The 15,960-nt window shown below is 70.3% G+C and carries 11 protein-coding genes and 1 pseudogene; 5 read left to right on the top strand and 7 right to left on the bottom strand.

Annotation, left to right across the window (positions count from 1 at the left end):
- Positions 1–152 precede the first annotated feature (152 nt).
- The 3 genes from msrA to ACZ418_RS06445 all read left to right on the top strand — a co-directional run bounded on the left by msrA (position 153) and on the right by ACZ418_RS06445 (position 4,115).
- Positions 153–866 carry a peptide-methionine (S)-S-oxide reductase MsrA gene (msrA, locus tag ACZ418_RS06455; RefSeq protein ID WP_468357798.1) on the top strand — a complete coding sequence of 238 codons (714 nt, stop codon included), beginning with the start codon at positions 153–155 and terminating at the stop codon, positions 864–866.
- A gap of 130 nt (positions 867–996) precedes the next feature.
- Positions 997–3,432 (top strand): SpoIIE family protein phosphatase, encoded by a 2,436-nt coding sequence (locus tag ACZ418_RS06450; RefSeq protein ID WP_468357795.1) that lies wholly within the window; start codon positions 997–999, stop codon positions 3,430–3,432.
- Between the two features lie 89 nt (positions 3,433–3,521).
- A complete protein-coding gene (locus ACZ418_RS06445; protein ID WP_468357792.1) occupies positions 3,522–4,115 on the top strand; it encodes a DUF4291 domain-containing protein in 594 nt (197 codons plus the stop codon).
- A 131-nt stretch (positions 4,116–4,246) separates the two neighbouring features.
- Here ACZ418_RS06445 and ACZ418_RS06440 read toward each other — a convergent pair whose 3' ends face one another.
- From ACZ418_RS06440 to ACZ418_RS06430, 3 genes are all read right to left on the bottom strand, one after another.
- Positions 4,247–4,936 carry a CBS domain-containing protein gene (locus ACZ418_RS06440; RefSeq protein ID WP_468357789.1) on the bottom strand — a complete coding sequence of 230 codons (690 nt, stop codon included), beginning with the start codon at positions 4,934–4,936 and terminating at the stop codon, positions 4,247–4,249.
- 389 nt (positions 4,937–5,325) lie between these two features.
- Positions 5,326–5,793, bottom strand: a complete 468-nt coding sequence (locus ACZ418_RS06435) for a hypothetical protein (RefSeq protein ID WP_468357786.1) — start codon at positions 5,791–5,793, stop codon at positions 5,326–5,328.
- Positions 5,794–7,512: a hypothetical protein gene (locus tag ACZ418_RS06430; RefSeq protein WP_468357783.1), complete on the bottom strand. Its 1,719-nt coding sequence runs from the start codon at positions 7,510–7,512 to the stop codon at positions 5,794–5,796.
- 430 nt (positions 7,513–7,942) lie between these two features.
- On the opposite strand from ACZ418_RS06430, the gene ACZ418_RS06425 reads away from it, so the two are divergent.
- Positions 7,943–8,659 (top strand): type 1 glutamine amidotransferase family protein, encoded by a 717-nt coding sequence (locus ACZ418_RS06425; RefSeq protein ID WP_468357780.1) that lies wholly within the window; start codon positions 7,943–7,945, stop codon positions 8,657–8,659.
- Positions 8,660–8,959: 300 nt separating this feature from the next.
- Here the strand turns inward: ACZ418_RS06425 and ACZ418_RS06420 are convergent, their stop codons facing one another.
- Positions 8,960–10,000, bottom strand: a complete 1,041-nt coding sequence (locus ACZ418_RS06420; protein ID WP_468357777.1) for an NAD(P)-dependent alcohol dehydrogenase — start codon at positions 9,998–10,000, stop codon at positions 8,960–8,962.
- A 170-nt stretch (positions 10,001–10,170) separates the two neighbouring features.
- Here ACZ418_RS06420 and ACZ418_RS06415 point away from each other — a divergent pair, with 170 nt between their 5' ends.
- Entirely contained in the window at positions 10,171–11,082 is a 912-nt protein-coding gene (locus ACZ418_RS06415) for a helix-turn-helix domain-containing protein (RefSeq protein WP_468357774.1), read from the top strand.
- 100 nt (positions 11,083–11,182) lie between these two features.
- On the opposite strand, the gene ACZ418_RS06410 is transcribed toward ACZ418_RS06415, so the two are convergent.
- From ACZ418_RS06410 to ACZ418_RS06400, 3 genes and pseudogenes are all read right to left on the bottom strand, one after another.
- Entirely contained in the window at positions 11,183–14,422 is a 3,240-nt protein-coding gene (locus ACZ418_RS06410) for a S8 family peptidase (protein WP_468357771.1), read from the bottom strand.
- Between the two features lie 301 nt (positions 14,423–14,723).
- Positions 14,724–15,407, bottom strand: coding sequence for an ABC transporter ATP-binding protein (locus ACZ418_RS06405; RefSeq protein ID WP_468357768.1), 684 nt, complete (start codon positions 15,405–15,407; stop codon positions 14,724–14,726).
- A gap of 59 nt (positions 15,408–15,466) precedes the next feature.
- A pseudogene (locus tag ACZ418_RS06400) lies at positions 15,467–15,901 on the bottom strand (FtsX-like permease family protein); the annotation flags it as partial.
- Positions 15,902–15,960 lie beyond the last annotated feature (59 nt).

The following is a 15,960-nucleotide window of genomic DNA, read 5'->3' as shown; positions in this document are numbered from 1 at the left end:
CGGTCCGGAACGCGGTGGCACGGTCGGTGACACAGACGGCGGCGCAGGCCTGACGAGACCGGACCGACCGGAATTCGCCCACCCTGCCGGACGTTCTACGGGCGGCCGGCCCCATGAGGCCGGCGCCCTCTCCACACCGACAGGGAGACCGCATGCTCTTCGGCCGCACTCCTCGGCTGCCCACGCCCGAGCAGGCACTCAAGGGCCGCCCGTCACTCGCGTACGAGGTGCCCGAGCGGCACACCGTCCTCGGTACTCCCCTCCTCGGTCCCTACCCCGAGGGCCTGCAGGTCGCCGACTTCGGCCTGGGCTGCTTCTGGGGTGCCGAGCGCAGGTTCTGGCAGCTCCCGGCGGGCGTGTACACCACGCTGGTCGGCTACCAGGGCGGCCACACGGAGAACCCCACCTACGAGGAGGTCTGCTCGGGCCTGACCGGCCACACGGAGGTGGTACGTGTGGTCTACGACCCCACGCTGATCACCTACGACCGCCTCCTGAAGACCTTCTGGGAGTCCCACGACCCCACCCAGGGCTTCCGCCAGGGCAAGGACGTCGGCACGCAGTACCGCTCGGCGATCTACACCCACACCCCGGCCCAGACCACCACCGCCGAGGCCTCCCGCACCGCGTACCAGAAGCTCCTGACCTCCTCCGGCCACGGCACCATCACCACAGAGATCCTCCCTGCCACCGGCCGCCCCTTCTACCCGGCCGAGGCGTACCACCAGCAATACCTGGACAAGAACCCGGCGGGCTACTGCGGGCTCGGCGGGACGGGGGTCAAGCTAAGTACCCCGTTCGAGACGAACTGGGGCGCGTCGTGCCCGACGGGCATCGCGTCGGCGCCGGAGGTTTCGGAGAAGTAGCCGAACCAGCTTGCGTCCGGCTCGACTGGCCATGGCACTCCTGCCGAAGCTCCGGGCCGAGAGGAACGTGAGAGTCGCGGACGGAGACCACGGGGAGGAACATCGGAGGCACGGAGGCAAGGTGGTGGCTATGGGGACATCGTCGATGCATTTCAGCGAGAGTCCTGAGGATCCATTCGCCCTCGGGCGTGGGGCCTCGGCTGTGCTTGACGATCAAGGCACCGTGGTCGGCTGGAGCCCACGCGCACAGGAGTTGCTGGGCTATCCGGCCGAGGAAGTGATCGGACGGGCGTGGCAGGACCTCCTCGTCGACGCCCGTGACCTGCCGGTCGCGCGCTCCGTGGTCGTAGACGCCTTGAAGGCAGGGGGCTGGTTCGGCGTCCTGCCCGTCCGGCACCGCGACGGGCGCCGTATGGAGATGGGATTCCGTGCCCGCGCGATCAACCGGGAGGGGGGCAGTCAGGAGTGGCTCCTGGTCGGTGCTCCTGCCGCGGAGGTCATCGCCTGGCGGCGGGACCGCGCGCTGCTGGACGGCCTGTACCACCGGTCCCCGATCGGTCTGGTCATCCACGGCCCGGACAGGAGAGTGATCCGGGTCAACCGTGCGGTCGAGAAGGCGAGCGGCGTCCCGGCCTCCGCGCCGGTGGGCCGCCACCCCCGCGAATTCATGGTCGACGAGGACGCCGGTCCGGCAGAGGAACGGGTGCGGCATGTTCTGGAGACCGGCGAGCCGTTGATCTTCACAGAGCAGTCCGCTCGGGCACGCCACAATCCAGGTCGGGAACGGATCGTGTCCGTCTCGGCGTTCCGGATGGAGGACCCCTCGGGCCGGGTTCTCGGCGTGGCCGAGACGATCGAGGACGTGACCGACCGCCACCGGGCGCAACGCAGGCTCGCCCTGCTGAACGAGGCGAGCGCCCGGATCGGAACCTCGCTGGACGTGACTCAGACTGCTCGGGAACTGGCCGAGGTGGCCGTCCACGGCCTGGCCGACTACTGCTCGGTGGACCTCCTCAAGCCCGTGACACTTGGTGACGAACCAGTTCCCGGTACGGCAGGTCCACTGCTCCGGGCCGCACTCTCACCACCGGAACAACGCGTCCCGTTCCAGGAAGGCGACGTGGTTCCGCTGCTTCCGGAATCTCCGCAGGCGCGGTGCCTGGCCGAGCGTCGCCCGATTCTCGAAGGGCTGCTGTCCCTCCGCCCCGAGTGGTACGCCATGGACCGGCGGCGGGTCGAGATCGCCTTGGGGCTCGGCGTTCATTCGCTGATCGCGGTGCCCCTGGTTGCGCGCGGCCTCGTACTGGGCCTGGTGAGCCTGTGGCGGTCGCGCAATTCGCAGCCTTTCGAGGATGATGATGCTGCGGTGGCCCAGGAGCTTTCCTCGCGTGCGGCCGTCTGCATCGACAACGCGCGCCGCTTCACCCAGCAGCAGAGCGCCGCTCTGACTCTTCAGCGCAGTCTGCTGCCGAGCACGGCGTCCGACCTGCCGGCCGTGGAGGTGGCTTGCCAGTACCTCCCGGCCAGCGGTGAACCGGGCATCGGCGGTGACTGGTTCGACGTGATCCCGTTGTCAGGGGCCCGGGTCGCCCTCGTTGTCGGAGACGTGGTCGGCCACGGGATCCACGCGGCGGCCTCGATGGGCCGTCTACGCGCCGCCGCGCGCACCCTGGCCAGCCTCGACCTGGAACCGGACGAGGTGGTGGCGCGGCTGGACGATCTGGTCAGTCTGCTGGCCACCGAGCTGGAGGCGAACGCTGATGGCAACCAGTCGGCGATTGAGCAGACGCTCGGGGCCACCTGCCTCTACGCGGTCTACGATCCGGTCTCCCAGCACTGTTCCCTGGCACGCGCCGGCCACCCGGCGCCGATGGTGTCCACCCCGGACGGCGAAGTGACCGTGCTCGATCTGCCCGCGGGGCCACCACTGGGCCTGGGCGGACTGCCTTTCGAAACGTACGATCTCGACCTCCCCGAGGGCAGCTTGCTCACGCTCTACACCAACGGCCTCCTGGAGGCACGCAACGGCGACATAGACGCCGCGCTGGAAGACCTGCGCACATGTCTCGCCCACGCCACCGAACCTCTGGACCACACCTGCCACGCCGTGGTCGAAGCGCTGCTGCCCAAGGACCACCTCCCCACCGACGACATCGCGCTGCTCATCGGCCGCACCCGGGTGCTGCGGCCACAGGATGTCGCCTCATGGCAGCTTCCCCTGGAGGCGACCGCCGCCGCCCGTGCCAGAGAGCTGACCACGTCGAAACTGACCGAATGGGGGCTGGCCGAACTGGTCTTCACCACCGAGCTGGTCGCCAGCGAGCTCGTCACCAACACCTACCGGTACGCAGCCGGTCCCGTCACCCTGCGCCTCATCCGTACGCACTGCCTGATCTGCGAAGTGTCCGACACCAGCCACACATCCCCCCACCTCCGGCGGGCCCTCAGCACGGACGAGGGCGGACGCGGGCTCTTCCTGGTCGCGCAGCTCACAGAGCGGTGGGGTACCCGCTACACCCACGACGGCAAGACCGTCTGGACGGAGCAGCTTCTGCCGCCCGCATGACTGGTGGAGTCCCCGTCCTCGGGCTCACCGGAGCGCGTCTGGTCGAAAATCAGTGGCCGCCTGTACCGGCTGACTCCACGCTGTACGCCATGGCACAACCGCAACGCGAGATCCGTGCGGCCCACACGGACTCCACGATCACCGTCTACCAGGCGTACGCCCCGGAAATCGGCCTGCCCGCCGTCCAGGAGGGCCGTTTCCCCGCCGCGTGGAAACGCGACAGGATGACGTGGATCAAGCCGTCGTTTCTATGGATGATGTACCGATGCGGCTGGGGCGCCAAGGAGGGGCAGGAGACCGTTCTCGCGGTCGAGATCAGCCGTGCCGGCTTCGAGTGGGCGCTGCGACACGCCTGTCTGTCGAGCTACACCCGCGAGATCCATCCCGACCGCGCCACCTGGCAGCGTCAGTTGAAGCGCGCGCCCGCGCGCGTGCAGTGGGACCCCGAGCGGGATCTGAACCTGCAACCCCTGCCGTACCGGTCCCTGCAACTCGGCCTCTGCGGTGAGGCCGCACGACGCTATGCGGACGAGTGGACAGTCGCCATCCGCGACGTGACCCCACTCGCCCACGAGATCCACGCACTGGTCAACAGCGGCGATCTGGACTCCGCCGCCCAGCTGCTGCCCCAAGAACGCCCCTATCCCGTGGAAGACGAACTTCTTGCCCACCTACGCGGATGACGGGCCGGTCCACCCGACAGCCGGCTCCGACCCATCGGTCACATGGCAGCACAGGCTCGGCGGGACCGGCGTGTCCTGTCCGATCGGTGTCGCGAACTTCGCCGAAGAGTGAGTGACTCGCTTCCGGGAGATCAGGCGGTACGGCTTGATTTCCCGGATCTGCCGGCGGACAGGGATTGGCCCGCCGAGACGGCCGCAAGCTGGGCGTCCACGGCAACGACGCCGTCGACGCCCTGGCACAGGCCCACGACCACCGCGACGAGACGCGGTTCCGGGACGTGACCCCGCAGGGTGACGGCGCCGTCCCGGACCTCGACGGCGACGGTGCCCTTTTCCAGACCGAGGATGCGCCCCAGGACGTCCCGCTCGACCTCGCCGCGGATCTCGGCGTCGGAGCGGATGAAGACGTCCAGGAGGTCGCTGCGACTGACGATGCCGGTCAGGAGCCCGTGGTCGCCGACCACCGGCAACTGCTTGACGTGCCGCCTGCGGAGTTCCCGCGCGGCCCGGGGGATCGTCCAGTCAGCACGGGCCGTGAAGACGGGGCTGCTCATGAGCGCGCCCGCGGTCCGGGCCCGAGCCTTGCCCCATGCGTGCTCGTCATTCCCGTCCCGGCCCTGCGGGTCGGGCATGCCGGTCTCGTGCCGCAGCACGTCGGACGCGGACACGACGCCGATGGGAGCGCCCTCGTCGTCGATGACCGGGGCCGCGGCAATGTCGTTGGCGTCCAGCAAGGCGGCGATCTCGTGGAACGGTGTGTCGGGGCGGAGGGTGATGACCTCCTCGGTCATCACGTCACTGACCGTGCGGCGCTGCAGCATGGCATCGGCCTCCTCCACATCGCGAAGGGGCGGAGCCCCGGCCTCCCCGGCCGCTCGTCCACACCCGTCTCCCTACCCATGACAACACCGCGCCGCTCCGGCGACCAGTGACGTTCGGCCTGGCGGGGTGGGCCGACTGTCCCACGGCGGCGGCCGGCGGGCCGCTCTTCTGAAGATCGGCTTCGAGTCATGGCGCCATCGAAGTCGTCCCGCGCCTGAACAGGCCGGCCAGTCAGGCCCGCGGTACACCTGTTCACGACACCTGTTCACGAGCGGTCTTCCACTCCGAGTGGCCACCCTTCGGCCGGCGTCACACGCGGTGCCGCTCGCCGCGAAAGGTGGCCACTCGCGGTTCTACCGGCCGGGAAGAGGCCTCGGCCGGGCCAAGTTCAGGAGACCGCGGACGTCAGGTACGTCACGTAGACCCCTCCCTCGCAGTCGGGCATCTTCCGCAGCGTCCAGCGGCCTCGGACGGTCGCGGAGGAGAAGTTCGACTCGGCGTCGTCCTTCTCCACCTCACCGTCCTTCGCAGTGAATCCGGCCTTGGGGAGCTGCTTGTGCAGAAAGGCCAGGGTGGCGTCGAAGCCGCCCCGTACGACCGTGGCGACGATCAGCCGGCCGCCGGTGCGGTGCTCCACCGAGGTCACGACCGCGCCCTCGGGCACCGGCAGATCCGCCGGGAAGTCCTTGGGAAGCGGCAGTGAGGCGGCGGTGGGGCAGCCGCCGGGCGCGGAGGCGGCGGCGTACGGTGTCGCGCGCAGGGGCCCGGCGTTCCTGGTGGCGGGCGAGCATCCGGTGATGGCCGCCAGACCGAGGACGGCGCCGATCAGCACGGCAGCCGGGGCGAACGGATTCACCTAACGGCCTCCCTTGGTCTTCCTGTGCTTGCCGGCGACCACTGCGTCGTACGCGCCGTACAGCGTGTTGCCCGAGGACTGGCGGGCGATGGAAGCCAGTGCGTCGTAGTTCTGCGCGCCGCCGGTGGCACATGTGCCGGTGCAGCCGTCCGCGTAGGCAGAGAGCACGCGGCCCTGGGCGTCGAGGGTGACGTCGATGAAGTCCAGGAGGTTGCGGTCCTCGCCGCAGGTGGTGCCGCCCGTGCAGATGGACCCCTTCTGTACCGGGTCGGCGGGGGTGGCGTCGACGGTGACCCAGGACTGGCCGCCGTCGTAGGTGGTGGCCACGTACAGGTGCCAGACGCCCTTGAAGGTGGCCGTGTCCTGGTAGTTGCCCCCGGTGGTGGTGCCCAGGAAGGTGAAGGCGGCGCGGTCGTCGTCGCCCGCGGTCACGGCGGGGAAGACGATGTTCTTGATGCCGAGGGACGCGCCCACGTTCTGGTCGTACAGCCACGTCCTGCCCTTGTCGTGGCTGACGGCGATTCGCGCGGTGCCGTCGCTGTTCTGGTAGCCCATGTAGACGGTCCCGCCGGCCCCGATGCCCACGCTCGGGTCGGAGTCACCAGGGGTACTGGACGGGTTCTTGCGGACGGTCCACGTGAGCCCGTTGTCCTCGGAGACGGCCACGGCCTGGTTGCCGCCGCAGCCCTTGTTGGGCACGTACACCGTGCCGTCCGGGGCGACCTTCACATGCCCGTGCAGGCCGCCGCAGTCCAGCAGCGAGTACATCGGAACGGCGGGCCCGTACGTCAGACCGCCGTCCCGGCTGACCGCGCAGGAGGCATCGGCGATGTCCTGGGAGCAGTAGTAGACGGCGTTGGGGTACGCCGTGACGGCGCCCGGCGCGCCCGTGGCGAAGGGGCCGCCACCGATGGTCTGGTGGTCCACACCGGAGTTGATGCCCGAGCCGCCTGTCGGCGTCCACGTCTGGCCGTCGTCGTCGGTGTAGCAGGTCAGAGCGGTCTTGCCGGCGAGCTGCGACTCGAAGGTGCGGTGGGTCGCCGGGTCGGTGAACAGGATCGGGTCGAGGCTGGTGGTGCTGCCCTGGGGACAGCCGTTGGCCGCGTCGGCGCTCTTGTCCTGCCAGGTGGCGGCGCCGGCGCCGTCGTAGGTGACCTTCAGCGTCGAGGTGTACGCCTGGAACATCGCGGCACCGGTCGCGCGGTCGACGCCGATCGAGGGTTCGCCGGCGTTGTGCGCGTCCTTGATGCTGTCGGGCGCCGAGGAGTTCGCGTACGTCGGCGGGGTCGCCGTACTCGGCGGCGGAGCGGCCGGGGCGGCGACCAGGCTCGCGGTGCCGGTGAAGCTGTCGCCGAGCGGGGCGTACGGCACCACGCGCACGGTGTACGACGCCGTCACCGCCGGAAGCAGCACGGTCTCCGGGTCGCTGGAAGAGGCGGAGGCGGCCACCTCGCGGCCGTCCGCGTCGAGGACGTACAGGTCGAAGTCGGCGGCGGGGTCCGGCCACTTGACGTCGACGCGCAGGCTGTGACCGGCGTCGTAGCCCACGGGCACTGACACCTTCAGGGTGTAGTCGTCGCAGGGTTGCCCATTCCCGCAGCTCACCGTCCCGGCAGTGCCGGAGACGTTCGGGACGGCGAAGGGACCGGCGCTCCACGTGGTCGTGGGCGCAGTGTCGCTGACCGATCCGGAGGGCGGGGTGGCGGCGTCGGCGGACACACTCGGCAGGGTTCCGGCGATGAGTGCCAGCAACACGACGGCGAGACGCCCCCGCGACCGCGGGTGGCGGTGAAGACGGAGTGTCGAGAGGAAAGCCACAGGTACCTCGTAGGTGCGCGAGTCGGACCAAGGGTGGTGGTGCGTAGCGGTACGGGTGGTGCCTTCGTCTGCTCTACGAGGAGGCAGGCGGCGTCCGTCGCGAGAAACCGAACTCTTTTCGAAGCGGGCCGGACGGTGCACACGGGGGTGTACCAGCGAGGACTGCCCGCCCGCGTGCAGTGGGACCCCGAGCGGGATCTGCACCTGCAATCCCTGCCGTACGAAAGCAGGCCGTTTAATTCCGGCGACGGGGGCGGGCCCTCCCCCGTACATTCACCGTTCGCGAGGTCACGGAAGCCACGCAAGGTGCAGAGCGAGGGGGAGGAAACCGGTGAGCACGTTTCTGATCGGTGGTGGGTGGGACACCGCCGAGGTGTACGAGCCGTTCGTCCGTGCGGTCGGCGCAGGCCGGCGTATCGGGTGTCTGATCGTCGACGAGGGCGACGGGGCGGCGCAGTTCGAGCGGTATGCCGAGGTGCTGCGGAAGGCGGGAGCGGGCGCGCCCGTGCCGTTGCTCGTGCCGCTCGGCGGCCGGTTCGAGCCGGAGGCGGCGCTGGAGGGGGTCGACGGGCTGCTGGTGTGCGGTGGGCTGACGCCCGCGTACCAGGAGGCGCTCGGGGACTGCCTGGAACGGCTGCCGGCGCTGCTCGCCGGGCGCGGGATGCCGTACGCCGGGTTCTCCGCCGGTGCCGCGGTCGCCGCCCGGCGGGCCGTGGTCGGCGGGTGGCTGGCGGACGGGGTGCCGGTGTGCCCGGAGGAGACCGGGGAGGACCTGGCGGAGGTCGAGGTGCGGGCGGGGCTCGGGCTGGTGCCGTTCGCGGTGGACGTCCACGCCGCGCGGTGGGGGACGCTCCCGCGGCTGATCGCGCTGGTCGGGCGGGGTGCGGTGCCGTACGGGGTCGCCGTGGACGAGAGCACACTGCTCCACGTGGCGGATGGCGAGGTCCGGGTGGCGGGGCTGGGGCGCGCCCATGTCGTACGGCCGGGCGGGGACGGCGGGGTGCTCGTGCGGGCCTACCGCGCGGGGGAAGGGTTCTCGATCGCCTAGGGCCCGGCCGAAGACGCCCGCCCGGAAGGGGCGGGCGCGGGGCGGGCGCGGGGCTGTGTCGACATGCGGCTCCGCCGCGTGGGCGCGAGGAACCACGACGACCCCGCGCCCGACGACGGGCAGCCGCCCCGGACAGCCGACCCGACGACGCGCAGCCGCCCCGACGACGGGCAGCCGCCCCGACGACAGGCAGCCGCCCCGACGACAGGCAGCCAACCCGACGACCCGACCCGACGACAGGCAGCCGGGCCAGCACCGACCCCGGCCCCCGGCGACGAAGCTCCCCGAGCGGGCCGCCCGTCAGATGGTCGCCATGTCGATCACGAAGCGGTAGCGGACGTCGCTCGACAGCACCCGCTCGTACGCCTCGTTGACCTGCTCCGCGCTGATCAGCTCGATCTCCGCGCCGATGCGGTGCTCGGCGCAGAAGTCCAGCATCTCCTGGGTCTCGGCGATGCCGCCGATCATCGACCCCGCGAGGGTCTTGCGGCCGCCGATCACCGAGAACAGGTTCAGGGCGATGGGCTCCTCGGGCGCGCCCACGTTGACCAGCGCGCCGTCCACCTTCAGCAGCGACAGCAGCGCGCCGAAGTCCATCGGTGCCGAGACGGTGGAGACGATCAGGTCGAAGGTGCCGGCCAGCTCCTCGAAGGTCTTCGGGTCGCTGGTGGCGTGGTAATGGTCGGCGCCCAGCTTCAGGCCGTCGTCCTTCTTGCGCAGGGACTGCGACAGGACGGTCACCTCGGCGCCCATCGCGTGCGCGATCTTGACGGCCATGTGGCCCAGACCGCCGAGGCCGACCACGGCGACCTTCTTGCCGGGGCCCGCGTTCCAGTGCCTGAGCGGCGAGTAGGTGGTGATGCCGGCGCAGAGCAGCGGGGCCGCCACGTCCAGCGACAGGCCGTCGGGGATGCGCACGACGTAGTTCTCGTCGACGACGATCTTCTCGGAATAGCCGCCGTAGGTGGGCTCGCCGTCCCTGCCGACGGCGTTGTACGTGCCGACCATGCCCTTGAGGCAGAACTGCTCCAGACCCTTCAGACAGTTCTCGCACTCACGGCAGGAGTCGACCATGCAGCCGACGCCCACCCGGTCGCCGACGGCGAACTTCGTCACACCGGGGCCGACTTCGGAGACCACACCCGCGATCTCATGGCCGGGGACCATCGGGAAGATGGCCTCGCCCCAGCCCTCGCGAGCCTGGTGGATGTCGGAGTGGCAGATACCGGCGAACTTGATGTCGATCAGGACGTCGAACTCGCCGACCGCGCGCCGCTCGATGGTGGTCCGCTCCAGCGGAGCCTTCGCGGCGGGGGCGGCGTACGCAGCAACAGTGCTCATGCCGGGGTTCTCCTAGCAGATGTTCCGTGCCCGGTCGCCTTCCGACCGGATACGGCCCCCAGCCTGCCGCGATCCCGGCCGGCCACCCAGACCACGCCTTTGCGTACGACCGCTGTGCCTACCACTGGCGGGGTCAGGCTCCGGCACGTACGACCAGGAATACTGGACGTATGGAACAGAGGAACTCAGCACCGCAAGCCGCAGCAGCCGCCGGGCGGCCGCTGGACCGGCGTGCCGAGCTGAGCGAGTTCCTGCGCAGCCGGCGGGCCCGGCTCAAGCCCGAGGACGTGGGGCTGCCGGACTTCGGACGGCACCGGCGGGTGCCGGGGCTGCGCCGCGAGGAGCTGGCGCAGCTGGCCGGGGTGTCGGTGGCGTACTACACCCGGCTGGAACAGGGCAACGGGCGGAACGTCTCGGCGGAGGTCCTGGACTCGATCGCCCGGGCGCTCAGGCTGTCGGACGCCGAGCACGCGCATCTGACGCATCTGGCCAAGCCGAAGTCGCACAAGAAGAAGCCGGCGGCACGGCAGCAGCAGGTCCGGGGCGCGCTGCGGCAGCTGCTGGACACGATGGACGGCGTACCGGCGTACGTCGTCGGGCGCCGCTCGGAGATCCTCGCCTGGAACCGGATGGCGGCGGCGGTCTTCGGCGACTGGGCGGAGCTGCCGGCGGGCGAGCGCAACTGGGCGCGTCTGGTGTTCCTGCGCCCGGACTACCGTGAGCTGTTCATCGACTGGGAGCAGAAGGCGATCGACATCGTCTGCGCCCTGCGCATGGACGCGGGCTGCCACCCGGACGACCCGAAGCTGTCGGCACTCGTCGGCGAACTGTCCGTCAAGAGCGAGGAGTTCCGGCGGTTGTGGGCGACGCATGACGTCAAGGAGAAGAGCCATGGCGTGAAGCGTCTGCACCACCCGCTGGTCGGCGATCTCTCCTTGAACTTCGAGTCCTTCCGGCTGCCGGACGACTCGGAGCAGTCGCTGATCACCTATCACGCCGAGCCGGGCTCCCCGTCCGCCGACTCCCTGCGCCTCCTGGCCAGCTGGGGCACGGACGCGACCCGCGCGGTGCCGTCGGCGTAGGGCCTTCGTAGACACGTTCGTAACGACACATTCGTACGACGAAGGGGCACCCGGAGCCTGTGCTCCGGGTGCCCCTCGCTCATTCAGCGGGCGCTACGGCTCACTTGCCGAAGTACGCGTCGTAGACCGTGATCTCCGACGTGTTGCCCTGCTTGTCGGTGATCTCGGAGCGGAAGGAGATGGACTTGCCCTTCGCCGGGTTCTTCACGGTGATCCTGCCGCCGCGGACGTCGACCTTCGCGAAGGTCTTGCCGTCGTAGGAGACGTACACCGCGAGGGACTTCAGGTTGCCGCCCGCGGCCGAGCCCTCGACGCTGACCGGGAAGGTGACCGTCTTGCCGGCGGTGACCCGGCTGTCCAGGCCGGTCGTGGCGCCGTAGTGCAGCACGGAGGCCGGGAGCTGGACGGCGGTGCCGGACACCTTCTTGGAGCGGAAGGTCCAGGTCGCGTCGATCCGCGAGGAGGCCTGGGCGACCTTCGCCGAGCGTTTGACCGAGGTGGTCAGCCGGTACGCGGCGTCACCGGCCGGGACCTTGAAGGTCGTGTCGCCGAACAGCGGGTCCTCGTTGGAGCCGACCTTGGTGCCGTCGCGGTACAGGGTGGTGTTCACCGAGGTGAACTCCGAGTACCCGGCATGCCTGCCGGAGTCGGCGAACAGCGGCAGCGAACCGTAGATCTCGTTGCCGTTGCGGAACAGGCCGAGGTCCTTGTCGACGTGCGGGCCGAAGACGGCGGTGTTGACCGTCCGTGTGTAGCTGTGGCCGGCCTTGAAGGAGGACTGGCCGAGCGTGTAGCCGGCGTCCTGGACCGGGAAGCCGTCCTGGTCGCGCCCGGCGTACTGGCTGAAGTCCAGGTCCCACAGGACCCCGCCGCCCGCGGACAGGTGCAGGGTGCGGGTGCCGGGCAGCTTCTGCGGGATGTCGATGGAGGAGGCGCTGGAGCTGCCGGGCAGCCAGCCGACGGCGCTGATCGAACCGGTCTTGCCGCTCGCCGCGGCACCGAGCCGGGCCTTGACGGTGGCCAGCTCACGCGCCTTCCAGTGCTTGGTGTAGCCGGTGGCGAGCTGCTTGACCGGGCCGCCGGATGTGACGTCGTACTCCTCGCCCGTGCCCTTGCTCCAGTGGCCGTCCCACTGCTGGAACAGCTGGCCGGCGGGCAGCTGCGGGCCCAGGTGGGCGGTGTGGAAGTTCTTGTACGAGTCCAGGAACCAGCCGTAGCCGTACTCGCCGTCGCCGAGCGTCAGGGAGTACCCCGGCGCGGCGAACTGTGGCTTCGCGCCCGCGGCCGGGACGGTGACGTCCACCGGCTTGGCTCTGCGCGCGTCGATCGTGACGGTCTGCTTCTTGGAGACGGTCAGCTTCGGCTCGGCGATCCAGTCGGTGCCCTTGGTGCCGTCCTTGTCCACGAAGACGGCGGAGTTCAGGATGTACGTGCCCTTGGGCGCGCGCACCTTCACCGTGCCGGACTTGTCGTAAGGGCTCAGCTCCGTGCCGCTCGCCAGGCCGGCCACACCGCTGAGGTCGGCGCTGTAGAACTGGGCCGGCTTGCCGTCGCGGCCGATGACCTTGAGCGTGATGTCGTACGACTCCACCTCGCGCTCCACCGCGGCGGCCGTGCGGACCGTCTGGCCGGCGCCGGTCGCGGTCACGTACGCGGAGTAGGCGCCGTCGAGGGTGCCGCCCAGCTTGGTGTTGACGGTGAGGCCGACGGAGGCCTTGCCGTGCGCGGGGATCGTCAGCTTGGTCGCGGCGAGCTTGAAGAAGCCCGACGGGGCCGCGTGGCCCTTGGGGTCGAGGGCGGTGCTGCTCAGGCTGAGCGTGACGTCCTTGTCGCCGAGGTTGCGGTACGTCACCTTCTTGGTGACCGGCTTGTCGTCGGTGTGCGGCCACTGCTGCATTCCGAAGCTCACCGACACGGGGTCGGCGATCACGGACTGCCCGATGGCCCTGTCCACCGCGATACGGCCGGAACCCTGCTGGTAGGGCGTGTAGTTGCCGCCCTTGGCGGAGCCGGTCAGCGCGCCCTTCAGCTCGGCGTAGCCCCAGTCGGGGTGCTCCTGCTTCAGGATCGCGGCGGCGCCCGCGACGTGCGGGGTGGCCATGGAGGTGCCGGAGATGGTCAGGTAGCCCTCGGGCTTCTCGCCGACCTCCTGGTCGATGACGCTGCCCTTGGCCGCGGCGGCGGTGATGTCCACGCCGGGCGCGGTGACGTCGGGCTTGATGGCGTAGTCGCCGAGGCGCGGGCCGGTGGAGGAGAAGTCGGCGAGCTTGTCCTTCTTGTCGACGGCGCCGACGGTGAGCGCGGCGTCCGCGCTGCCCGGCGAGCCGATCGAGTCGGGGCCGTCGTTGCCCGCGGCGATCGCGAACAGGATGCCCTTGGTGGCGGACAGCTTGTTGACCTCGGCCTCCAGCGGGTCGATGCCGGGGCTGTCGTACCCGCCGAGGCTGAGGTTGACGACGGAGGCGCCCTGCTGGGCCGCCCACTCCATGCCGGCGAGGATGCCGGAGTCGTCACCGGAGCCGGTGTCGTCCAGGACCTTGCCGTTGAGGATCCTGGCGTCCGGGGCGACTCCCTTGTACTTGCCGCCCGACTTGGCGCCGGTGCCCGCCACGATGGAGGCGACGTGGGTGCCGTGCCCGAAGTGGTCGGTGGCGTCGGCGGCGCCGGAGAAGTTCTTGGACGCGATCACCTGGTCCTTGAGGTCCGGGTGGCTGGTGTCCACACCGGTGTCCAGGACGGCGACCTTCACGCCCTTGCCGGTGTAACCGGCCTTCCATGCGACCGGGGCGCCGATCTGCGGCACGGACTTGTCGAGGGAGGCCTTGCGGACGCCGTCGAGCCAGACGTGTGCGATGCCGGAGGCGGTGGTGTCCCCGTGGGTGATGGCGTGCCACAGCTCGGCGGTGTCCTTGACCGGTGTCTGCACGGCGTCGGCGTTGAGGGCGCTCAGGCTCCGGCGCAGCTGGCCGGCGCCGCGAACGTCCGCCTTGGCGGCCGCGGCGGAGCCGGTGTAGCCGACGATGACCTTCAGGCCGTTCTTCTGGGCCCGGCGGGTGGCGGCCTTGTTCAGCTCGGTGACGTCGAACAGGCGCTGGTCCAGCTTGCCGGAGGCGACCAGGTGGGCCGCGTCGACCGGGACGACCAGCGTGTGGCCCGCGGTCCTGCGGACCTGGAAGGGTATGTGCTCGCGGCCCTTGGCCCGCTGGAGGCCGACGATCCGGCCCTTGGCGTCGAGGGCGACGCGGTCACCGGTGATGAGCGTGACATGGGTCTTCGCGGTGAGCGCGGAGGCGGCGGCCGGGGTTCGCTCGGCGGGCTTCGCCGATGCCGGGCTGGTCATACCCGCTGCGAGGGCGACGGCTGCGGCCGTGGCCACACTGGCCGCAGCAGCTCTTTTCACTTGTCTGCGCAAGTTCTCCCCCTGGAGATGGAGTACCGGGCGAATTCCCCGTTCACCCGGCCGGGGGTGGTCTCGTACGCAGAAGCGTCACCCCCCGGATGACGCAGTATGCCGGGGGGTGATCAGACGGCTCAATGGATGAGAGGACGGTAAGAAAGAGCGACGGGAAACTGTTACGCGGTGGCCGGGACACCGTTACAAAGCCGCGAAGTGCGCTGTCTGCAAGCTGAGTTACGGTCCGTCAGGCGCCCGCGTTCTCCTTCACCGTCATCTTGCCCTTGCGGATGGTGGCCAGCCGCGGGGCCTTCTTCGCGATCGCGGAGTCGTGGGTGACCACGATGAAGGTCAACCCGTGCTCCTTCCACAGGCGTTCGAGTACGTCCATGATCTCGTCCCGCATGCCCTCGTCGAGGTTGCCGGTGGGTTCGTCGGCGAGCAGCACCTTGGGCTTCTCCACCACGGCCCGGGCGATGGCGACGCGCTGCTGCTGTCCTCCGGACATTTCGCCGGGAAGGTGGGAGAGGCGTTCGCCGAGGCCGACGGACTTCAGTGCGTCGGCGGCGAGTTCGCGGCGTTCCTTGACCTTGATGCCGAGGGGGACGAGGGCCGTCTCCACGTTCTCCTGGGCGGTGAGGGTGGGGATGAGGTTGAAGGACTGGAAGACGAATCCGATGTTCTCGCTGCGGACACGTGTCAGCCGGGCCTCGCTGAGCTTGGCCAGGTCGGTGCCGTCCAGGACGACTTCGCCGGAGGTGGGGCGGTCGAGTCCGCCGAGCATCTGCAGGAGGGTGGATTTTCCGCCGCCGGTGGGGCCCTGGATGACGAGTCGGTCGCCGTCGGGGATGGTGAGGTCGACCCCGTCGAGGGCGTGGACGGTGTCCTTGCCGCGGGTGTAGCGCTTGGTGACGTTTCTGAGTTCGTACATGGTGGCTCCTGGGTGAGGTTCGGGGGTGCCTTCGGGGGCGCTTGCCCAGCCGGCTTCGGCTACTCGACCCGGCGCAGGGCATCCGCCGGACGGAGCCGCGATGCGCGCCAGCCGCCGAAGGCGCCCGCGATGAGGCCACCGGCCACCGCCAGGCCCACCGCCAGGGCGATCGTCGTGACGCTGACGGGGGCCGTGAGGGCGACCTCGAGGGACTTCGCCGCCTGGCGGCCGGGCCCGCCGAAGCCGCCGCCGGGCCCGCCGCCGAAGCCACCGCCACTGCCGCCGCCCAGCTGGGCCTGCAGGGTCGGGCTGATGGCCGTGACCGTGTACGCGCCCGCGAGGCCCAGGGCGCCGCCGACCAGGCCGCCCACGACGGCCTCGCCGACCACCTGCCGGGTCACCCGGACCGACTTCCAGCCCAGCGCCTTGAGCGTGCCGAACTCACGGACGCGGCGGGAGACCGCGGAGGAGGTCAGCAGGCCCGCGACCAGGAACGGAGAAGGCTGTGGCCCGGTCCATGAAGGGCCCGGAAACGCCGGTGCCGCCCTCGAGG

The organism is Streptomyces sp. NPDC030820 (assembly GCF_055572075.1).
This window is presented reverse-complemented; position numbering and strand designations above follow the sequence as displayed.